This window comes from Achromobacter sp. FW305-C-30-7 (genome assembly GCF_058783105.1).
On record NZ_JBYSYI010000001.1, the window covers coordinates 1054048 to 1075090 of the forward strand.

Genomic DNA, 21043 nt, shown 5'->3' on the forward strand with positions numbered 1-21043 from the left:
AATGAAACTACGCCGTCAGCCGGGCGCTATGGCGCCGGGCCGGCCACCAGGGCCAGGCTGCCGTCCGGACGCCGCAAGGAGCGGACGGGCAGAATGTTGGGCAGAGCCTGAGCCAGTTCGGCCACATTGCGTATTTCGTAGGTGCCGCCAAGGCGCAGACCAGCGATGGCGGGGTCGATCGAGGTATAGCGCGCCTCGACGGGCAGGTAGCGATTGATCTGCATGATGGCGTCCCGCAGCGTGGTGTTGTCGAGCACCAGCTTGCCGTTGCGCCAGGCGGTCGACGCCGAGCCGCTGACGGTACGGGTCTGCGGCTCGTTGCGTTCGGTGTAGCGCGCCTGCGTCAGCGCTTGCATGCTTACCTTCCTACCGCCTGTGTCGGTGCGCAAGTCGACGCTGCCTTCGAGCAGGGTGACGACGACGGTATCGCCGGATTTCCAGACATTGAATGCGGTGCCGGTAACGGTGATGGTGCCCCGGCCCGCCTCCACCACGAAAGGTTGGTTAGCGTCGTGCGATACGCGGAAATAGGCCTCGCCGTCGCTCAGGCGTACGCGCCGGGTGTCGCGGTAGTTGCGATACACCATGGAGGTGTCGATGTTCATGTCGACCTCGCTGCCGTCGCCCAACGTGACGGTGGTCATCTGCGTGCCGCTGGCATACCGATGATAGGCACTGGGGAGCAGGGCGAACCACCAACCCGCGGCCCAACAACCCAGAGTTAGCGCGCAGGCGCCGAGCGCCCAGCGGGTGTAGGGACGCGGCGCGCGCGATGCCCGGGCGGGAGCCGCTCCGGTCGCGGGGGTAGCCGGCAGTTCCCGGGACAGCGACCACAGATCACGCACCGCTTCGTACTCGCGGGCATGGCGCGGATCCGCCTCGAGCCAGGCCTGCAGAGCAGCGCGATCCTGTTCGGAACAGGATTCGTCGTGTATGCGCACGCACCATTCGACGGCCTGCTCGGTCAGGAGATCATCCTGGTTGCCGGAGAAAGTCGTGGGAGGGACGGCCATGGCAGTTAATATGAATGAGATTTGTTACACTTCGGTCGCGCTGCGGCGCCGAGGGGTGGAACGCATGGAATCAGGTGGGATTATCCAGGATTTCACCCGTCGCGCCTTATTCGGAATCATCGCGGGGGAATGTCCGAATGGAGCAGTACTACAAAGAGTTGCTGCGGTTTCTGGGGCGTAAGCTCGGCGACGCGAACGACGCTGCCGACGTGGCCCAGGAGGCTTATGCGCGCGTGCTGGACCGCAACGCTGATTGCGTCATCGCCCAGCCGCGGGCCTTCCTGTTTCGCGCTGCGCTCAATCTTTGCTCTGATCTGTACCGCAGCCGGCGCGGCATTCAGGCGCTGTCGCTCGATGCCGAAGCGGAAGCCGTGCGATGCGAAGCGCCGCTGCAGGAAGAGCAGCTATATCGCCGTCAGCAATTGACGCGTCTGGAGCGGGCCCTGGATGAACTGCCGTCGGCGTGCCGCCGCGCATTCCTGATGCGGCAGGTCGAAGGCATGTCTCACGACGAGATCGCCCGCAAGCTCGACATATCCACCGACATGGTGAACAAGCATCTCACGCGCGCGCTGCGGCATTGCCGCACCCGGATGCGTGCCTGGGAGCACGACGCCGGCGTTTAGGTTTTTCCGCTGCCTAGCTGATCGCGTTCATCCCCAGGATTTCCCGCCCCGCGATCAGCGTCTGGATCTCCGTCGTGCCTTCAGGAATCATGCCGCCGCGCGTGTCCCGGAAGATGCGCTCTATCGGGTACTCCTCCGAATATCCCAGCCCGCCGTGCACTTGCAGCGCCATGTTGGCCACTTCGTGGGCGGCCTCGGTGGCGTAGAGCTTGGCGATGGAGCAGGCTTGGCGCACGTCCTTGCCGGCTTCCAGCGCGTGGGCGGCGCGCATGCCCAGGGCGCGCGCCGCTTCGACGCGGACCGTCATGTCGACGATGTGCTTCTGCACCAGCTGGAAGCTGCCGATGGGGCGGCCGAACTGTTCGCGTTGCTTGGCATAGTCGATGGACATGTCCAAGGCTGCCTGCGCGGCGCCGACGGCGCCCATGGCGATGTTCAAGCGCGCGGCGTCCAGGCCTTTGAGGGTGCCGGCGAGCGCCGCGCCTTCGACGCCGACCAGGTTTTCCTTCGGGATGCGCACGTCGGTGAAGCCGAGTTCGGCCGTGCCGGTGCAGCGCAGCACCATGGTGTCGAGCTTGCGCACGTCGTAGTTGGCAAGCGCTCGTTCCACGATGAAGGTCGACAGCTTGCCTTCGCAGATGGGGCTGAACGTGCGCGCGACCACCATGGCGAAGTCGGCGTCGCAGCCGTTGGTGATCCACAGCTTGCGGCCGTTGATGACCCATTCGTCGCCTACCAGCTCGGCCCGCGTCTGGATGCCGGCGATATTGGAGCCGGTGTTCGGTTCCGTCAGGCCGGTGCAGGCCTTGAGGCGGCCGGCCATGAGCGGCTTGAGGTACTTCTCCTTCTGCGCCGGCGAGCCATGAGCGGCCAAACGCTTGATGGATCCGTTGGTGATGTTGACGATGGTGCGCAGCGACAGCCAGTGGTAACCCAGCTCTTCCATCATCATGGCCCAGGTCGGCATGTCGATGCCGTGTCCGCCCTGGTCTTCCGGCAGGTTGCCGCCCAGGTAGCCGAGTTCCGCCAGCTTGGGCATGAGGTCGAACGGAAAGGTCCGCGCCTTTTCGTGCTGCGCGACGATGGGCGCCACTTCCGCCTGCATGAAGCGGCGGATGCTGTGCTGGAGTTCCTGCTGTTCGGGCGTCAGGTCGATGTTGCTCATGCGTTTACTCCAGCTTCAGGTTGGCGCGTTCCACGAGATCGCGGGTGACCTCGCGGTGCTCCGCCCAGAACTTGGCGAACGCCTCGGGAGAACTGCTGACCAAGGGCGTGGCGATGCGCTCGAACCGTTCCTGCACGATGGGCAAGGCGGCAGTTTCTTCCAGGGCTTGGGCCAGCTTGTCGATGATGGGCTTGGGCGTGCCGGCGGGGACGACCACCGCCTGCCAGGTGGTGACCTTGAAGCCCGGGACGCCGGACTCGGCGATGGTGGGCAGGTCCGGCAGATCCTTGACGCGGGTGGCGCCGCTGACCGCCAGGGGGCGCAGCATGCCGTCCTTGATGTAGGGCAGGGAACTGGAGCGGCTGTCGATCATGAAGGTCAGCCGTCCGGCGATCAGGTCTTGCAGCGCGGGCGCGCTGCCCTTGTACGGCACATGCGTGAGCTTGGTGTTCAGCGCCAGCGCCAGCGAGGAGGCCGCGGTGTGCGCCGAACTGCCGTAACCCGGCGATCCATAGGTGAGCGTGGCCTGCTTGTCCGCCTTGATGGCGGCGATCAGGTCCGCCATGGTCTGGTAGGGCGAATCCTTGGGCACCACCACCACCAGCGGCGAATCCGTCAGTTGCGCCACGGGCGCGAAGGCCTTGGCCGGATCGACCTTCAGATCTTTGTACAGGTACTGGTTGACGGCGATGGTGGCCGCGTTGGTCCACAGGATGGTGTAGCCGTCGGCGGGGGCGCTGGCCGCGGCCAGCAGCGAGAGATTGCCGTTGGCGCCCGGCTTGTACTCCGGGATGACGGGCTGGCCGAGCTTCTTGCTCAATTCGTCCTGCATCATCTTGAACGCGATGTCGGAAGGCCCTCCCGGCGCAAACCCGATCACTGCCCGTATCGGCCTGTCCGGCCATTCTCCGGCCGTGGCCGCCGTCGCGAAGCCGGCGGCCAGCAGGGCTGCCGCGACCAACTTGCTGAACTTCATTCTTGTCTCCTGTTTTTCTGGGTTGAGCGCGCTTGCGATGCGCCGGGCAGACTCTTGGGTGGTCTGCTTAATAATTCACTATGCGAATTATTAATTCGTTTAATGAATTGATGATACTGCGGCTGTCGGGACGCCGCAATAACGGGCTGGCAGCCGGCGGCCAAATCGGCTGCGCCAGCGCATGAAAAATCCCTGCCGCGCGCAAGGGCGGGGCAGGGATCGAGGGAGGGAATATCCCGCTGGCGCGGGACGGCGCTCAGGCGGAATCGAGCATGCGCCGGAAGCGCATGCTGGCCTGCACGCATTCCTGCTGCAGCCGCCGGACGATGCTTTCCACGGGCTCGATGCCGCGGGCAAAGCCCACCGCCGGTCCCATGGACAGCATGCCTTCTTCATGCTGGCCCGCCTGGTAGGCGAGGGCCTGGGTGCGCTCGCCGCTGATCAGTTCGCCGAAGTCCGCGTAGCGGTTTGCGCCGGCCTGCTCCAGGGCGGCGACCTTGCGCGCGTTTTCGTTGTCGAGGATGCGCCAGGTGTCGCCCAGGCTGCCGAGCACGGCGCGGGTGCCGTGTTCGCTGGTGTCGACCACTCGCTGCTTGTAGGCGGTGTGCGCCGGGGTTTCCTGCGCGGGGGTGAAGACGCTGCCCATCACCACCGCGTCGGCGCCCAGCGCCAGCGCCGCGGCGATCTGCCGGCCGTGGCCGATGCCGCCGCCCAGCGCCAGCGGAATGCGCAGCTGTTCCAGGGCGTAAGCGCCGTTGAGGAAAGTGGGCAGCTGATTGCTGCCTGGGTGGCCGCCTTCTTCCATGCCGACCAGGGTGACCGCGTCCACGCCCATCTTCTGCGCCGCGACGGCGTGGCGCACGTGCGCGCATTTATGGATGACGATGGCGCCGGCCTCGCGCAGGGTGGGCAGCAGCGGCGTGGGCGGCAGACCCGCCGTTTCGAAGAGACGCACGCCTTCTTCCAGCGCGATGCGCAGCCGCGTCAGCATGGCGTCGTTGTGGGCCGCGCGGCGCGACAGGGTGAGGTTGACGCCGAAGGGCAGGCCGCCCGTCAGCTCGCCGCAGTCGCGCAGCGCCTGCCTGAAGTCATCGTCGGTGCGCGAACTGCGCGCGGTGATGAAGCCCATGCCGCCCGCGCGCACCATGGCGGCCACCAGGCGCGCGTCGGACAGCCACATCATGCCGCCCAGCAGCAGCGGCCAGCGTATGCCCATCAGCTCGGTGATGCGGGTGGGCCAGCGTGGCGGAACGTCAGTGGCATCGGCCGGCGCGAGAGGCTGGTTCACACGTGCCTCCCCATCAGCAGGATGGGCTGCAGCTCTCCCGCCAGCCGTTGCAGCGTGGGGCCTGCTTCGTCAAGCATCAGCGACCGCGGCAGCAGCGCCGCGGGGCCGCCGCAGCTGACCACGTAACGTTCGCCGGCGGGCAATTCGATGGCGGCGGCCACCGTATTGATCTGGTAGGCGGGGCGCTCGTGATAGACGAAGCCGCGCTCCGCATACAGGGCGATGGCCTCGGAGATGGCCTGTTGTTCGGCGGCGTCGCCGGCCTTGCCGGATGCGCGGGCTTCCTGGAGCAGGGTCTCGCGTTCCTCGGGCGAGCAGCAGGCCAGGTAGGCCCAGCCGATCGCGCTGTGGAACAGCGGAATACGCGAACCTACGCGCAGGTTCATCAGCAGCGGCGAGTTCCCCTGGCAGCGCAGCAGGTAGACGATGCTGTCGCCATCGCGCCGGCCCAGCGCCACCGCCACCTGGTAGCGGTCGGCCAGGGCTTGCAGCAGCGGTCGGATGACGTCCAGCGCTTCCTGCCCCGCCAGGGCGGCCCCGCCCAGCGCGATCGCGGCGATGCCCAGTTGCAGCTTGTCCTTGCCCGGCACGGCGGTCAGGAATCCGGTCTTTTGCAGGGTATGGCACAGCCGCCAGACCGTGGGTTGGGCCAGGCCGGTCAGATGAGCCAGTTCCGTCGTGCCCAGCATGCGCCGTTCGGCGCTGAAGCAACGCAGGATTTCCAGCCCGCGGGCCAGCGCGGTGACGAACTGGCGGTCGGGTTCGGCAGCGTCTTCGGCGGCGTCGCTGGCCGGCGTGCGGGATGAGGCTCTTGACATGGACAAGCTCCTTTTCTATTATCAATTCACTAAATGAATTATAAATTCGCATAGCAAATTATGCAAGATCAGGAGGATGATGTGAGCGGTCAGCAAGATTGTGCGCTTCAGGCCCAGGGCGTGATGGCCTGGCCGGGAGTTTGCCACTGGGGCGCGGACGCCCTGGCCAGGACCCTGGCGGCCGCGGGTCCGCGCCTGCGTCTGCCGCTGGTGGTGACTGACGCCGGCACCTGGGGTGCGGTGGGGCCTGCCGTTGAGGCGGCGCTTGCGGCCGTGCCGGGACTGCAATGGCATGTCTATGACGGCGTGGTGCCCAATCCCGCCATGGACCAGGTCCGGGCTGCGCTGCGCTTGGCGCGCGAGCAGGGCTGCGCCAGCGTGCTGGCGGTGGGCGGGGGCAGCGCGATCGACGTGGCCAAGGCGGTCTACACCTGCCTGGCGGGCGGCTTCGACGCCGATGAATTGCAGGCGCCGCGCGGACAGGCCTGGCTGAACTCTGCTGCCGAGGGCGCCGATCCGCTCTTCGTCGCCGTGCCCACGACGTCGGGCACTGGCAGCGAAAGCAGCTCGGCCGCGCTGATCCAGGGCGACGACGGGCGCAAGCGCCTGTACCGTTCCCTGCGCGCCCGTCCGTCACTGGTGGCGCTGCAACCCGAACTCACGCTCAGCCTGCCGCCGCGTCCCACCGCGCAGGGCGGCTTCGACGCCGTGCTGCATGCCTTGGGCGCGTGGATCAACACCGATCCTTCCCCGGTCGGCAAGGCCATGGCCTTGCAGGCCTTGCGCCTGTGCATGCGGGCGCTGCCCGACGTGCTGCGCGCGCCGGACAGCCTGCGTGCACGCGCCGACATGCAGATGGGCGCCTACATGGCGGGCCTCGCCATCGGCATGAGCAAGGTGGACGCGGTGCATGCCATGTGCACGCCGCTGGAATCGCGGGTCCATATGGCGCATGCGGAAGTGCTGGGTCCGATCTTCAGCGTGGTGGCGCGCCACACGGCGCAGACCGCCGCCACACCTTACGCCGAGGCCGCGCGCGCCCTGGGCATAGCCGCCAGCGAAGACGAACAACAGGACGCCACGGCCCTGATCGAGGTGGTCGAGTCGCTGGCGCGGCTGGCGGGCATTCCCCTGCGCTTTGCCGGATTGGCGCTGTCGGCGCAGGACGCCGCGCAGCTTGCCAGCCAGGCCATGCTGAGCGCCTCCATGCCCATCAATCCGCGCGTACTCGCGCACGAAGAAATCCAATCCCTATACCTGCAAATGGCCGCGTAAGGAGCGCCCGCATGGATGTCATAGATTCCCACCCCTACGAACTGCTGATCGGGGAAAGCTGGCGCACAGGCGCCGAAGGCCGCACGTTCGAGACCTTCAATCCGGCCACGGCGCAGGTGCTTGCCCATGTGCATGAAGCCTCGGCCGCCGACGTCGACGCCGCCGTGCAGGCCGCGCACACCGCCTTCGAGACGCATTGGCGCAAGACCACCCCAGCCCAGCGCGGCAAGCTGCTGCGGCGCCTGGCCGAGCTGTTCGAGCGCGACCGCGAGAAGCTCGCCTGGATCGAAACGCTGAACGTGGGCAAGCCCATCACCCATTCGCTGGATTCGCTCAAGGGCATGCCGGCATCGCTGGAGTACTTCGCGGGCATCATTCCGGCCCTGCGCGGCGAGACCATTCCGGTGGGCAACGCCGACGTGCTCAACTTCACGATACGCGAGCCGCTGGGCGTGTGCGCGCTCATCATGCCGTGGAATTATCCGATGACGCTCACCGTCAACAAGCTCGGTCCGGCGCTGGCCGCGGGCAACACGGTGATCCTCAAACCCTCGGAGGTGACGCCGCTGTCCACCATGGCGCTGGCGCGGTTGTTCGAGGAAGCCGGCTTTCCGCCCGGCGTGATCAACGTGGTCAACGGCCCGGGCGCCACGGTGGGCGAACGGCTGGTCACGCATCCGCTGGTGTCGCGAGTGTCGTTCACCGGCGGCACCGTGACGGGCGCGCGCATTCTGGCGGCAGGCGCCGCGGACGTGAAGCGGGTCACGCTGGAATTGGGCGGCAAGTCGCCGCTGATCGTGTTCGAGGACGCGCCGCTGGACCAGGCCGCGGCTGTGGCCGCAGGCGACATCATCAAGAACTCCGGCCAGGTGTGCATCGCCTGCACCCGTCTGCTGGTGCAGGAATCCGTGCGCGAGGAATTCCTGGGCCTATTGACGCAACGCCTGGACGCCGTGCGCATCGGCTCGCCCGCCGACCCGGCCACCGAGATGGGGCCGCTGGTCAGCGCGGCCCAGAAGCAACGTGTAGAAAAGTACGTAGCGCTGGCGCAAGAAGAGGGCGCGCTGCCGGCGCACTACGGGACCATGAAGCTGGAAGGCGACACGGCCAAGGGCTATTTCGTGTCGCCCACGCTGCTGCTGAACTCCCATGCACGCATGCAAAGCGCGCAGGACGAGATCTTCGGCCCGGTGCAATCCCTCATCGGCTTCCGCGACGAGGCTGACGCCTTGCGTATCGCCAACGACACGCGTTACGGCCTGGCCGCGGTGCTGTACACGCGTGACGGCGGCCGCGCCCTGCGCATGGCGCGCGGCCTGCAATCAGGCAGCGTGGCCATCAACACGGGTTTGCGTACGTCGTTCGACGCGCCCTTCGGCGGCTACAAGCAGTCCGGCATCGGCAAGGAGCGCGGGCTGGAAGCCATCTACGAAAACACGCAGCTCAAGAACGTCAAGTACGACACCACCATCTAGCGTGTCGCCCAGGAGAGACAACATGAAGTTCATCGTCAAACTGGCCTCGGGCCTGGCCGCCTGCATGCTGGCGGCGGGCGCGCACGCGGAATGGCCCGACCGGCCCATCCGCATGGTCATCGGCTTCGCGCCCGGGGGCGCTTCGGACATCGCTTTCAAGATGGTGCAGGACGAGCTGTCGAAAAAGCTGGGGCAGCCCATCGTGCCGATCTACAAGCCGGGGGCCAACGGCAATATCGCCAACCAGGCCGTGGCCACGGCCGACCCCGACGGCTACACGGCGCTGTGGGCCAACGTCGGACCGCTGGCCATCAACACCTATCTCTACAAGGGTGTGCAGGTCGATCCGGGCAAGGCGTTCGTGCCGGTCACGCAATTGACCGATTCGCCGCTGGTGGTGGTGGTACCCAAGTCTTCGCCGTTCCAGACCATGCAGGACCTGGTGCAGGCGGCGAAGAAGCCCGACGCAGGCCTTTCGTACGGCTCTGCCGGACATGGCAGTTCCATGCACGTTGCCGGCGCCGCCCTGTCGCTGGCCCTGAACGCGCCCATGACGCACGTGCCCTACAAGGGCAGCGCCCCGGCCTTGCAGGACCTGATCGCCGGGCGTCTGTCCTTCATGGTGGACAGCCGTTCCACCACTGCGCCCTTCATCAAGGAAGGCGCGTTGCGCGCGCTTGCGGTCAGCGGCGACCAGCGCGTGTCCGACATGCCCGACGTGCCAACGGTGGCCGAATCCGGGGTGCCGGGCTTCAAGGTGACGACCTGGCAGGCCGTGGTCATGCCCGCCGGCACGCCCCAGCCCATCGTCGACAAGTTCTCAGGCGCGTTGCGCGAAACCTTGCAGATGCCCGAGGTCCGGGAGCGCTTTGCGCGCATCTACACGCCGCTGGTGGGCAGCACGCCGGAAGCCTTCGCGGCGTTCTGGGCCAAGGAACGGGCGGGCGCCAAGGCCTTGGTGGAACAGGCGCGCTTGCAGGTCGATTGAACGCCGGGCCCGGTCGGGCCAGGCGCGGCAGGAACATTGAAACTTGAATGGAATGGCATCATGGATCTGGAACTGAAGGGTTGCACCGCTTTCATCACGGGCGGCGCGGGCACCTTGGGCATGGCAATGGCCAGGCGCTTCGTGCAGGAAGGCTGCAATGTGGTGGTGTGCGACGCCAACGAAGAGGCGATCGAATCGGCCTGCAAGGAACTGTCGGCCCTGGGCGGACAGGTGCTGGGCGTGCGCGCCGACGTAACCAACAAGGACGAGGTGGGCAGCGCCGTGCAGCAGGCGGCGCAGCGTTGGCAGAAAGTGGACATTCTGGTCAACAACGCGGGCTTCGCGCGCGACCGCTATCTGACCAAGATGTCCGAGGAAGACTGGCACGCGGTGCTGGACGTGACGCTGCTGGGCGCCTTCCATTGCTCGCGCGCCGTGCTGCCGCTGATGATGGAGCAGCGCTTCGGCCGCGTCATCAACATTGCCTCGCGCGCCCATCTGGGCAATCCGGGGCAGACCAATTATTCGGCCGCCAAGGCCGGGCTGATCGGCTTCACCCGGTCGCTGGCGCTGGAGTCCGGCAAGTTCGGCATCACCGCCAATGCGGTCGCTCCCGGCGTCATCTCGACCCCGCGCATGCAGAAGCGCCCCGACTATGAAGACCTGACCGAACGCGCCAAGACCAACACGCCGGTCGGCCGCCTGGGCGATCCGGCCGACGTGGCCGCCACGGTGGCCTTCCTGGCGTCGCGTCTGGCGGGTTTCACCACGGGCGAAACCGTGCACGTGACGGGAGGGCGCTACGCATGAGCACGCCATTCGATCTGGACGAACACCTGGGCCGGCGCCTGTACTTCGAGGACCTGGCGTCCGGGCAATCCTGGGAGAGCCCGCGCCGCACGGTCACCGAGGCCGACGTGGTGCAGTTCGCCGGGCTGTCCGGCGACTACAACGCGCTGCACACGGACGCGGTGTTTGCCGCCGGCCATCCCTTCGGCCAGCGCGCCGCGCACGGCATGCTGACCCTGGCCATCGCCTCGGGCCTGACCACTCGCATGCCGGTATACCGCCTGATGGACGGCACCCGGCTGGCGCTGACTGAACTGCGTTGCCAATGGCGCAAGCCGGTGCTCATCGGCGACACCATTCATGTCGAGCTGAGCATAGGCGAGAAGACACTATCGCAGAAGCGCCCCGGAACGGGACGTGTCACCATGCTGCGCACGGTGAAGAACCAGAACGGCGAGACCGTGGTGGAATCGGAATGGACCACCTTGATGAAATGCCGACCGGAGGCCGCATGAGCGCGAGTCCTTCCCAGTTCGATCCCAAGGTCAGCTTCGACGACCTGGTGGAATTGACGCGGCCGCGGTCGGTCATGATCGTGGGCGCTTCCAGCAAGCCGGGCACACTCGGCCACACCACCGTGGTCAACGTGTTGGAGCATTCGGATTTCGACGGCGAGGTGCATCTGGTCAACCCCAAGGGCGGCGAGCTTTTCGGCAAGCCCTTGCATACCAGCGTGGACGCGGTGCCGGTCCATGGCATCGATGTGGCTTTGTTGCTGGTGCCGGCGGAATCCGCCGTCGCCACGCTGCGCGCTTGCGCCGAGAAAGGCGTGCGCTACGCCATCGTGTTCACGGGCGGCTTTGCCGAACTGGGCGAGGCGGGACGCTCGGTCGAGGCCGAGATGCTGGCACTGGCCCAGCGCAGCGGCATGCGCCTGTATGGCCCCAACTGCGCGGGCATGACCATGCTGGCGCCGCGCCTGGGACTGACCTTTTCCACTGAATTCCGCAACGACGGCAGGACCGGCCAGCTTTCGCGCATCGGCCTGGTGACGCAGGGCGGCGGCCTGGGCCGTTCGCTGATGCAGGGCAACGAACGCGGCGTGTGCTTCTCGCGCTGGTTTTCCACCGGCAACGAGCTGGACCTGGACAGCGCGGATTTCATCAACTGGCTGGCGCATGATCCCGGCACCGACCTGATCTGCACCGTGATGGAAGGCATACGCAGCGGCCCGCGCTTCATCGCGGCGGCGGCGGCCGCCCGCCGCGCGGGCAAGCCCCTGATCGCGCTGAAGATCGGCCGCTCGGATTTCGGCAAGAAGGCGGCGCAGTCGCACACCGCCTCGCTGGCCGGCGAGGATGCCGTCAACGATGCGGTGTTCTCGCAGTACGGCGTCATCCGCGTGGAAGACCTGGATGAGCTGCTGGACGTAGCCAGCCTGATATCGCGCGTGGGCGTGCGCAGCTTGCGCAATATCTGCGTGTATTCGTCGTCGGGCGGCGCGGGCGTGCTGTCGGCCGACAAGGTGGGCGAAGCCGGTCTGGCCATGGCCGTGCTGGCCGACGCAACGGTGGCCGAGATGGCGCGGCATGCGCCTGCCTACGCGGCGCTGACCAATCCCGTGGACCTGACCACCAAGGCGCTGACCGATCCGGAGCTGGCCCGGCGCTGCCTTGCGCCATTGTTCGCCGATCCGGGCGTCGATGCCGTGCTCTATCCCATCACTTCCAACTATTCGGCCAGCACCGAAGGACTGGTGCGCAACATGCTGGCCGTGGCGCAGGGCGGGGCCAAGGCTTTCGTGCCTGTCTGGATGAGCAGCCGCCGCGGGCCGGCCCACGATCTGTTGATCCAGGAAGGCTTCGCGCCCGTCTACAGCCTGCGCAATGCCATGCAGGCGCTCAAGCGCGTCAGCGGATATGCGGAACAATCTGTGGAAGAGGTTCAGGACGTTCCGCCCGCGGGTTTGCCGGCAGCTGCGCCTGCCGTTCAACTGCCCTGCAACGAAGCGCAGGCCAAGGCGCTGCTGGCGCAGTATGGCGTGCGTTCGCCTAGGGAATCCCAGGCTGCTTCCGCTGAAGCGGCGGCAGCGGCGGCGCGCGCCATCGGCTTTCCCGTGGCGCTCAAGCTGGTGGCTGACGGCGTGTTGCACAAGAGCGAAATCGGTGGTGTGCAGCTGCGGCTGCGCGATGAGGCCGAGGTGCGCGAGGCTTTCGAACGCATCCTCGCGAACGCGGCGCGGCATCAGGTGCCGGCCGCCGCCATCCGCGGCGTGCTGGTGTCGGAAATGGTGGTGGACGGCGTTGAAATGCTGGTGGGCCTGCATCGCGACGAGGTCTTCGGCCCGGTGCTGAGCGTGGGCGCGGGCGGCGTGTGGGTGGAGGTCGACGCCGACGTGGCGCGCTGCCACTTGCCCGCGAACCGCGCGCAGATCGAGCAGGCGCTGGATCAGACGCGCATCGCGCGCCGCCTGGCCAGCCATCGCGGCCTGCCGGCGCGGGACAAGGCGGCTCTGGTGGATGCCGTGCAGCGCATCGCGGCATTGTTCACCGCCCTGGGCGATGGCGTGCAATCGCTGGAGGTCAACCCGCTGGTGGTGCTGAACCAGGGCCAGGGCGTGGTGGCCCTGGACGCGGTCATCGAATAGCGAACCGGTGCAGCGGCCGTCCTCCATCCTGGAGGCCGCTGCCCCCAAAAAAATACGGAGATTTCAGATGTTCGACAGCAAGATCGGCGGCGGCGACGCCCATACCATCCTGGTGCGTGGCCATGACCTGGTGCAGGACCTGTTCAAGCGCGACTTTATCGACGTTCTGGCCTTGGAGCTGCTGGGCGAGTTCCCCACGCCCCAGCTCAAGACCATGCTCAACCTGTTCCTGGTCAGCGCGACCGACCACGGCCTCACGCCCAGCGCCTTGTCGGCGCGGCTGACCCTGCATGGCGCACCCGAGGCCATGCAGGGCGCCCTGGCGGCGGGACTGCTGGGCGCCGGCAGCCGTTTCCTGGGCGTGATCGAATACGCGGCGCGCTTCCTGCGCGATGCCTTGCCGCCACAGGACAGCTACACGGACGAGGAACTGCGCCAGTATGCCGAGGAATGCGTCAAGGCCAACAAAGCGGCCAAGCGCAAGATTCCTGGCGTGGGGCACCCGATACACGTGGACGGCGATCCCCGTTGCGAAAAGATGTTCGAGATCGCCCGGGACTGCGGCTACTACGGCAACTATTCGCGCTTTGCCGTGGAGTTGGCCGCGGCGGCCGCCCGGCAGTCGGGCCGCAAGATTCCGTTGAACGCCACCGGGGCCAAGGGCGCCATCGTGCTGGACATGGGCCTGACGCCGGAACTGGGCAAGGCGCTGACGATGATAGGCCGCTCGGTGGGCCTGATGGCCCACATCATCGAGGAACAGAAGAACCCCATCGCCCAGAAGGTATGGGACATGGCCGCCGGCAACGAGTGATGCCCCTGCCGGACCTGGCTCAGTCCCGGTCCGGCGCGCCCAGCGGGAACAGCGGCCGGTATGGCCGCGCTTCTTCCACGGCTCGCGCGAACGACGGACGCGCCAGCAGGCGCGCCCGATACGCGCGCAACACCGGATACGCCTCGGCGATCCGGTGCGTCCAGTCGCCATAGAACAGCGACGGCGCGGCGGCGCAGTCCGCCAGCGTGAAGTCTTCCCCAGTCGCCCAGGTCCTGCCGGCCAGATGCGCCTCCAGCCAGGCGTAGGCGACTTCCAGTTTTTCCACGGCCAGCGCCAACGTTTCCCGGCGCTTGGCCTCATCGCCCGATAGTGCGCCGCCGACTGCATGCTGCGTCCAGTTCATGACGTGCAGGTCGAAGAAGCGATCCAGGAAGCGGACTTCCAGGGCGGCCTTGGGATCGGCGGGCAGCAGGCGCTGCGGACCGGGATGCTCCAGCTGCAGGTGCTCGATGATGATGCTGGTCTCGGCGACGTTGCGGTCCCCGTCTTCCAGCAGCGGAAACTTGTGCAGAGGCCAGCGCCGCAGCCATTCGGCCGCGTGTTGCGGCGTGTCGGGGCCGATGCATCGGAACTCGAACGGGGTGCCGTTTTCGTACAGCGCGATCAACACCTTCTGCGTGTAGGAGGAAAAGGGATGACCGTAAAGCGCGAGCGACATGGTGGGTCTCCGGGCGGAATCGCTATGGACGACGCCTAGCGTCGCCGAGACGGGAAACAATCGCAACAAATAATTTCAAACCCTTTGTGTCAGCGATCAGGGCGCCCACGCCTGGCGGTTGGGCGGCGCGGGTTCGCAGCCCGCGCCGTTGCTGGGCTCGCCGCCGAGATTCATGGCCGGGTGCTTGAGTGAGTCCGCGGCGCGCTGGATCAGCTCCGGCCAGGGCGTGTTTCAGCCGTCACGCAAGGATTGCGGTCCGGCCCCGAGCCAGTAGTATCCGCGCTCAACAGACCGATACCGCTTACATCAAGGACCACTCCATGACCCTGACGCGCCCGCGACTTGCCCTGTCCGCCCTGACGCTCACGCTGGCCCTGTCGGGCTGCGCGCAGCACCCGTTCCTGAGCGCCGAGGGCACCAGGAACGATCCGCGCTATGCCCAGCTGCTGGACCTGATAGACGCGGCGTTGAAGGACGATATGGCCGTGGTGCTGGTGGCCGACATCATGCCGCATCGTTCGCTGGGCGACGCGTTGGAAATGACCAAGTGGACCTCGCACGTCATCTGGATGTTCGAAAAGGACCCGCGGATCACCTTCAGCCGCCGTTTCGAGACCAATGCGCTGCAGCGGGACAAGAACGCGACTTATCTGTTCCAGGCTTTCGAGGTGCATATCCTGCCGCCCGGCAAATACCTGCTGACCGGCGGCGACGACTACAAGCTGAATGCGCTGCTTGAGCAGGTCGGCGCTCCGGGCGGCAAGGTGGGTTCTGGCCGCGGCGCCAACGGCACTGCCTATCTGTCGCCCGAGCTCTACCGCGAGTTTTACCGGGAAACCAACTGGCGCGACGCTACCTACGGCACCGAAACCAAGACGCGCAAGGTCTGCACCGCCGTGCACATGGCTTCGGGCGCCTGCGTGAGCTGGGGCGAGCAGCAGTACAGCGAGACCACGCAGCTCGGTGCGGCGGGCTACGTCGAACAGACCGATTCCCGCGACATTCCGGCGATCAAGGTGCAGGCCCGCATCCCGCCGCAGCAGGCGCTGGCAAGCTTCACGCTCAAGGGCGGCCAACTGGTGCTGAGCCAGCGTATGCATTTGAAGACGCCTAGCTACAAGTACCGGCAATCCGCCTGCCGCGCGGTCGATCCCAAGATGATCGAATGCCCGCTTGAAGACCTGACCGTCTACACTCGCCCGGCGCCCATGGAGTTCACGCAGAAGTACATCGAGCGGCTTGCGAACGTGAGCGATGAGCACCGTAAACTCCTGTCGACGATGATACCGATGCAGATCACGCCGCTGGGCAAGCAGGGTATGGAAGACCCGGTCTGGGGCGTGCCGCTGTCGCTGCGCAAGGGCAAATAGACGGCCAGCGTAGCGGCGCAGCGCTGCCAGGCCGCAACTGACGAGGACGATCCACTTGAAGAAGATCCGGGATTACTGGTTCGGCATCGCGGTTTCCCTCCTGCTGGCGGGACTGCTGGCATTCCTGGGCGTCGTGTTCGTTTCCACCCCCAATCTCGGTTGGGGCGCGCAGGCGCTGCTGAGCTATGGCGTGTTGTTCGGCGGGCCGCTGGCCGTGGTGTTGGCGCTTTGCTGGATCGTGTACATGGTGCGCGACAAGGGCCAGGTGCCGGGGCGTGTCCATGGCTTGATGTTCCTGCCTGCGGTGCTTGCCCTGGCCATCGTGCCCGTCAGCGACTCCATCGAGCAGGGCCGGTACGACCGCTTTCGGGCGTCTCACCCCGCGATCGATGAGGTCCACGTCAATCTGAGCGGGCGCACCATCTGGACGGACAGGCGCGGCGGAAGCTTGTCTTCCGGCTCGTCGCCGTACCTGGAGCCCGGGTCGGCAGTGCAATACATGTTTTCGCGCTTTCACCGCTATCCGAACCAGGGGTCAGCGGCCAGCGAGAATTTCCCCTACCAGGGCGCGCGCCTGAAGGACGGCGTGGACCACTACGTGTACTCCAGCCAGGACGGAAGCCCGGGCGCGTCCGTGCCGTTGAAGCGCCTGCCGTATCCCGATCTGGGCAAGCTGCCCTCGGCGTCCTCGCAGGGCGAGGCTGAGGTGGTGGTCTATCACTACTACCACTATGCCGACCACGTCGAGGTTGCGCCTGGCCTCGCGCGCTTCGCCGGCACGACCGATGAGCGGATGGAGTCGGCGGGGATGCCTGGGTTGGCGATATTCGGCCTGCAGAACCTGACGCCGCTGACCATCGCCAGGGTGGAGATCAATGGCCAGGCCTACGACATGGGTTCTTACGCGACGCGCAGCGTGTTGTCGCGGCCTTGCGATCCGGTGCGTGGCGGCAGCCCGGTACTACTTGATCTGGAGCAGCCCTTGCGGGTGCGTTGGCAGACGCTGGAACAGCCCGGGATCTGGCGCGAGGCGACGGTAAATGTGCCGGCCTTCAGCGCGGCGAGCAGCAAGGATCCGGGCAAGGGCCTGTTGCGCGCGCGCCTGTACTTCCTGCCCGATGAGACGGTGGCGGCCGAGCGCTATCGGGAGATCCGCGTGCGCGGCGAACTGTCCGTCCGCGCCACCGGGCTGCCCGCCGCCGCGCAAGCCCATACGGGCTGCGGCGGCGCGTATTTCGGCTACAACCCGCAGACCGTGAGGCTGCTGGGCAACTGAAGCCTGCGTGCGCGCTATACGTCTTCAATGCGCCGCGATGGCGCGAGGGGCGTGCCCAGATCCAGCATGGCGTAGAGCCGCTGGGTGAAACGCTGGCGCCGGGTGGGCCGGCCCATGCGCCAGCGCGTGTCCAGCCACAGCAGGGGCAGGGCGAAGCCCAGCCACACGACGAAGAAGAGCGCCAATAGGAAGACCGCCAGTTCGGGAAAGTCCTGGAACGAGCCATCGTCCGATCCCGCGAAGTACTGCAGGCCGACCACGAACAGCCAGGTGGTCAGCAACAGCGCGCCCATCAGCTTGAGCATGCGCGCGCGCTGGCTTATGCCTACGCGGATGGGGGTGTCCCGGCCTTGTTCGCCGCCGTAATAGCGGTGGCACATATAGCAGCGGCCGTCTTCAAGATTGCGCAGCGCATAGACGGCGCGCTGTCCGTCGTGGGCCGGGGCCGCGCGCACCGCCATTTCGACGCGGTCGTTCTCGGCCAGGAAGGGCAGCGCGTCGCCGAACGCTTCCTGGGCGATCATCACAAAGTTCTCGCCATTGACCGCGTAGCGGTAGATGCCATAGTTGGGACCTTTGTGGACCTGGCGCATTTCATGCGTGAGGCCGACGAGATGGCCCCGCACATGTCCGATGGGCGGTTCGCCTTCGTCCTGCGTCGATAGCGGCTCCAGGCGTGGCGGCTTGGGCGGCGGGGCGGGCGTGCCGGCTGCGGGCCGTTGCTCGGGATCGAAGAGCGCCTCGCTCGCCAGTATCAACGGACGGTGGCGGCGGTTATGCCAGAGGCCATGCAAGGCCGACCCCGCCACTACCAGCGCCACCAGGGCGACGACCAGCGAAAAGACCATCAGGAACACGCGCGTGAGGCTGGCGATGCCGAGCAGCCACGCCAGCCATACGAACGCCGCGCCGATCGCGCCGCCGATGGCGGCCTCGCGCCAGCCGCGCCGTTTCAGGGTCTGGTAGTAGCGCGGCGGGATGGGCTCCCCGCGCGCCGGAACCGCCCAGGAGAAGACGGCCGATCCTTCCACACCGTCCATCACGCCCATGCGCGCCGGGATGCCCTGCAGATGCAAGCGCTGCAGCTGGTTGATCTGCGGCGCCTCCAGCCCGGCGGCGATCACGGCTTCTGTTCCGATGCGCAGGAACGCATCGTGCCGCACCAGAGGCACCGCGAGGCGGATCTGGTCGATGGTTCCTTCGAGGATGCGGGCGGAGGGCTGCGCCATGACGGGGTGCGGGATGAAAACCGTCAAGGATAGCGTAGCGGCCTCCGTGGGCTACCAGGCATCCGGCAAGGTCGCCGGCCCCTGATGCGTGGGGAAATGCGGAAGCACGTCCTCAGCCAGCTCCTGCAGCACTTCCGCGGCAGGCCGTTGCGAGAACTGGATGCCGATCGCGGCGTGATTGACCCCGACCGCCTGCCATTCCTCCAGCAACGCGATCAAGCCTTTCCTGCCGGTGCGCAGCACAAAGCCGTTGTGCAAGGGCGTGCGCGGATGGTCGGGGTCGTCGGCCAGGTCCAGCCATTCGTTGGTCATGTGCGGACGGAAGCCGCCATCGGGTATCAGCGCGCGCCAGGCGCGGATTTTTTCCCCCAGGCGTTGTGGTCCCATCGGGGTATCCGTGGCGTCGGGATAGGTCAGCCAGCCATCGGCGTGTTCGGCAATCCACGGCAAGGACTGCCCCGACGAGCCGGTGACGATGAGCGGAATGGCGCCGGCGGCGGGCTTGGGCAGGAATTCCGCGCGGCTGAAGCGCCCCAGCGATGAATCGATCTCCAGGCGTCCTGGGCGCATGAGCTGGCGGAAGTACGAGACGGCTTCGGCGAAACGCGCTGCGCGCTCGTCATGGTTCAGCCCATAAGCGGGAAATTCGACAGGCCGGTCGCCCGATGCGATCCCCAGCACCAGCCGCCCGCCCGACAGTTGGTCGATGGTGCTCGCCGCCTTGGCCAGATCGATGGGGTGGCGCAGGGAAAAGATTGCGCTCCCCGTCGCCAAGGCGATCTTCTTCGTTTGCGCCGCCAGAAATGCCAGGTAGGTGAACGGATCGAAGACCTGGCCGGCATCTCCGAAGGAAGGGGAGTACAAGGGCACGTCGCGCACCCAGACGGCAGCAAAGTCCTGCCGGTCGATCTGCTGTACCAGTTCCGCCTGGCCCGCAAGGACCGCCATGCTGCCTTCGTAGAAGCGCAGCGGCAGGAAAATGCCCAGGGTCAGGCGATCGGGTGCGAACATCCGCCGATAACCGGGATGCGCGGAGAAGGCGAAGTGCGACGCTCCGGCCGTGTCATGGAGCGAGTGAGTGGTATCCATTGCGACAGTCCTCGATGCTTTCAGGCGCCCGTTGCCGGCGCAGGCAGGGTGATGCCTTTGGCGACCGCAGGCCGGGCCGCCACGCGTTCGTGCCATGCGCTCAGATGCCGGTGATGGCTGAAATCGAAGTTGATGATGCGCGCGATATGGCTCCAGCCGAAATGCGCGATGTCGGCGATGGAGTAGGTGTCGCCAGCAAGATAGGAATGGTCGGCCAGCCTGCGGTCCAGCACCGCGAGCGCATCCTCGGTCAGGCGTTGGTAGCGTTCCAGCGCGGCAGGGTTGCGCGCCTTGTCGAACACTTCGAAGTTCACGCGCTGTCCGATGATGGGGCCGACGCTACTGGAATGGAATTGCAGCCACTTGATCGCTTCCCACCGGCCCTGGGTGTCCGCGGGCAGCAGCTTCCCGGTTTTTTCAGCGAGGTATAGCAGTATTGCCGCCGACTCGAACAGCACTACGCCGGTTTCGTCGTCGGTGAGGGCGGGGATGCGGCCATGCGGGTTCAGCGCAAGAAACTCCGGCTGGCGGTGCTCGCCCTGCGCGATGCGCACGTGATGCAGGCGGTAGGGCAGTGCCAGTTCTTCGAGGGCAATCGTGGCCTTGTAGCCGTTCGGAGAACTGTCGGTGTATAGGTTCAGCATGGGCTTGCTCATTCAAGATTGGCTAGATATTCAGATTCGCTGCGGTCTGGAAATTCTCCTTCCTGGAAGAGACCGGGTACAGCGATCATTTCTCAATCTTGAATTTAGGAAATCTAAAAGCAGGGCCATGCCTGCGCCGCAGGTCAACCGCGCGATTGCTTCAGCTGCGCAGGGACACGCTTTTTGGCCTGTGCCGCAACAGCTTGCCGTGGGCCATCTTCCAGCATGGCCAAGAGACCGATGATGAGCGCCTGCATGCCCTGATCCAGTTCCCCTTCCATCTCGGATTCTTCCGCCGCCCGTTCCGCGTCCACCACCGGCTCCAGCCCGGCGACTGAATACACCGTGTCGGCGACCGCCATGCCGTGGAAGGCCACGGTCGCCAGCAGGATGCGGGACTGCTCCCTGGAAATGCCGTAGGCATCGGCGATATGGCGCTGTTGCTCGGTGATTTTCGCGAGCATGGACGGGGTGGCCGCCAGCCTGCGGATCACATAGGGCGTCACGCCCGGATGCGCCTTGACGAAGTCCCGCACGGACGCGGCGAACAGGGTCAGGTACTGCTTCAATTCGCCGCGCTCGTTGCTACAGGCTTGCGGAATCTGCCAGCGGCTGAAGATCTCTTCGGCGACCAGGCGCTTGAGTTCTTCCAGGCTGGGCACGTGCTTGTACAGCGCCATATGGCTGACGCCGAGCGCCGCCGCGAGTCCGACGAAGGTGATGTTCGGCAGGCCCATTGCAATGCCGGCGTCGGCAATCCGCTCGCGGGTGATGGTGGGAGGGCGTCCCCGCGCCGGGCGGCGCTCTGGCGGTGTCATGGCTGTTCCTGGTTCCGTGGGGTCATTCATCCCTCACTTTAACCCGGCCCGATTTATTTAGTTT

Annotated in this window: 20 protein-coding genes; 10 read left to right on the forward strand and 10 right to left on the reverse strand. The window is 66.4% G+C overall.

The genetic code is table 11. From position 1 onward, the window contains the following. Positions 1–26: 26 nt before the first annotated feature. Positions 27–1013: a FecR family protein gene (locus tag AC3WOB_RS04860; RefSeq protein ID WP_492274354.1), complete on the reverse strand. Its 987-nt coding sequence runs from the start codon at positions 1011–1013 to the stop codon at positions 27–29. A gap of 137 nt (positions 1014–1150) precedes the next feature. On the opposite strand from AC3WOB_RS04860, the gene AC3WOB_RS04865 reads away from it, so the two are divergent. After that, positions 1151–1639 (forward strand): sigma-70 family RNA polymerase sigma factor, encoded by a 489-nt coding sequence (locus AC3WOB_RS04865; RefSeq protein WP_492274355.1) that lies wholly within the window; start codon positions 1151–1153, stop codon positions 1637–1639. Positions 1640–1652: 13 nt separating this feature from the next. Here the strand turns inward: AC3WOB_RS04865 and AC3WOB_RS04870 are convergent, their stop codons facing one another. The 4 genes from AC3WOB_RS04870 to AC3WOB_RS04885 form a co-directional block, all read right to left on the reverse strand. Beyond that, positions 1653–2804: an acyl-CoA dehydrogenase family protein gene (locus tag AC3WOB_RS04870; protein ID WP_492274356.1), complete on the reverse strand. Its 1152-nt coding sequence runs from the start codon at positions 2802–2804 to the stop codon at positions 1653–1655. 4 nt (positions 2805–2808) lie between these two features. Next, positions 2809–3780 (reverse strand): Bug family tripartite tricarboxylate transporter substrate binding protein, encoded by a 972-nt coding sequence (locus tag AC3WOB_RS04875; protein ID WP_492274357.1) that lies wholly within the window; start codon positions 3778–3780, stop codon positions 2809–2811. A gap of 256 nt (positions 3781–4036) precedes the next feature. Next, positions 4037–5068: an NAD(P)H-dependent flavin oxidoreductase gene (locus AC3WOB_RS04880; protein ID WP_492274358.1), complete on the reverse strand. Its 1032-nt coding sequence runs from the start codon at positions 5066–5068 to the stop codon at positions 4037–4039. Then, positions 5065–5886, reverse strand: a complete 822-nt coding sequence (locus AC3WOB_RS04885) for an IclR family transcriptional regulator (RefSeq protein WP_492274359.1) — start codon at positions 5884–5886, stop codon at positions 5065–5067. Before AC3WOB_RS04885 ends, AC3WOB_RS04880 begins: the two co-directional genes overlap by 4 nt. An 81-nt stretch (positions 5887–5967) precedes the next feature. Here AC3WOB_RS04885 and AC3WOB_RS04890 point away from each other — a divergent pair, with 81 nt between their 5' ends. The 7 genes from AC3WOB_RS04890 to AC3WOB_RS04920 all read left to right on the forward strand — a co-directional run bounded on the left by AC3WOB_RS04890 (position 5968) and on the right by AC3WOB_RS04920 (position 13874). Then, positions 5968–7161 carry an iron-containing alcohol dehydrogenase family protein gene (locus AC3WOB_RS04890; RefSeq protein ID WP_492274360.1) on the forward strand — a complete coding sequence of 398 codons (1194 nt, stop codon included), beginning with the start codon at positions 5968–5970 and terminating at the stop codon, positions 7159–7161. A gap of 11 nt (positions 7162–7172) precedes the next feature. Continuing rightward, on the forward strand, positions 7173–8636 hold the full coding sequence (locus AC3WOB_RS04895) for an aldehyde dehydrogenase family protein (protein WP_492274361.1): 1464 nt from the start codon (positions 7173–7175) through the stop codon (positions 8634–8636). 22 nt (positions 8637–8658) lie between these two features. Further along, on the forward strand, positions 8659–9624 hold the full coding sequence (locus AC3WOB_RS04900) for a Bug family tripartite tricarboxylate transporter substrate binding protein (RefSeq protein ID WP_332014246.1): 966 nt from the start codon (positions 8659–8661) through the stop codon (positions 9622–9624). A gap of 60 nt (positions 9625–9684) precedes the next feature. Next, entirely contained in the window at positions 9685–10434 is a 750-nt protein-coding gene (locus AC3WOB_RS04905; RefSeq protein WP_013396075.1) for an SDR family NAD(P)-dependent oxidoreductase, read from the forward strand. Beyond that, positions 10431–10928, forward strand: coding sequence for a MaoC family dehydratase (locus AC3WOB_RS04910; RefSeq protein ID WP_492274362.1), 498 nt, complete (start codon positions 10431–10433; stop codon positions 10926–10928). The genes AC3WOB_RS04905 and AC3WOB_RS04910 overlap by 4 nt, the downstream gene beginning before the upstream one ends. After that, positions 10925–13060, forward strand: coding sequence for an acetate--CoA ligase family protein (locus AC3WOB_RS04915; RefSeq protein WP_492274363.1), 2136 nt, complete (start codon positions 10925–10927; stop codon positions 13058–13060). Before AC3WOB_RS04910 ends, AC3WOB_RS04915 begins: the two co-directional genes overlap by 4 nt. A 67-nt stretch (positions 13061–13127) precedes the next feature. Next, complete coding sequence (locus tag AC3WOB_RS04920; RefSeq protein WP_492274364.1) at positions 13128–13874, forward strand: citryl-CoA lyase; 747 nt, start codon at positions 13128–13130, stop codon at positions 13872–13874. A gap of 19 nt (positions 13875–13893) precedes the next feature. Here AC3WOB_RS04920 and AC3WOB_RS04925 read toward each other — a convergent pair whose 3' ends face one another. Next, positions 13894–14553, reverse strand: a complete 660-nt coding sequence (locus AC3WOB_RS04925; RefSeq protein WP_492274365.1) for a glutathione S-transferase family protein — start codon at positions 14551–14553, stop codon at positions 13894–13896. Between the two features lie 320 nt (positions 14554–14873). Between AC3WOB_RS04925 and AC3WOB_RS04930 the strand changes: the two genes are divergently transcribed. Then, positions 14874–15923, forward strand: a complete 1050-nt coding sequence (locus AC3WOB_RS04930) for a hypothetical protein (protein WP_013396070.1) — start codon at positions 14874–14876, stop codon at positions 15921–15923. Positions 15924–15978: 55 nt separating this feature from the next. Then, positions 15979–17199, forward strand: a complete 1221-nt coding sequence (locus AC3WOB_RS04935) for a hypothetical protein (protein WP_492274366.1) — start codon at positions 15979–15981, stop codon at positions 17197–17199. Positions 17200–17213: 14 nt separating this feature from the next. On the opposite strand, the gene AC3WOB_RS04940 is transcribed toward AC3WOB_RS04935, so the two are convergent. The 4 genes from AC3WOB_RS04940 to AC3WOB_RS04955 form a co-directional block, all read right to left on the reverse strand. Beyond that, complete coding sequence (locus AC3WOB_RS04940; RefSeq protein WP_492274367.1) at positions 17214–18428, reverse strand: hypothetical protein; 1215 nt, start codon at positions 18426–18428, stop codon at positions 17214–17216. 51 nt (positions 18429–18479) lie between these two features. Next, the gene (locus AC3WOB_RS04945) at positions 18480–19439 is read right to left on the reverse strand and encodes an LLM class oxidoreductase (RefSeq protein ID WP_492274613.1); all 960 of its coding nucleotides are present in this window, start codon (positions 19437–19439) and stop codon (positions 18480–18482) included. A 98-nt stretch (positions 19440–19537) separates the two neighbouring features. Continuing rightward, positions 19538–20161 carry a glutathione S-transferase family protein gene (locus AC3WOB_RS04950; RefSeq protein WP_492274368.1) on the reverse strand — a complete coding sequence of 208 codons (624 nt, stop codon included), beginning with the start codon at positions 20159–20161 and terminating at the stop codon, positions 19538–19540. Positions 20162–20304: 143 nt separating this feature from the next. After that, positions 20305–20979, reverse strand: a complete 675-nt coding sequence (locus AC3WOB_RS04955) for a TetR/AcrR family transcriptional regulator (RefSeq protein ID WP_492274369.1) — start codon at positions 20977–20979, stop codon at positions 20305–20307. Positions 20980–21043: the final 64 nt, after the last annotated feature.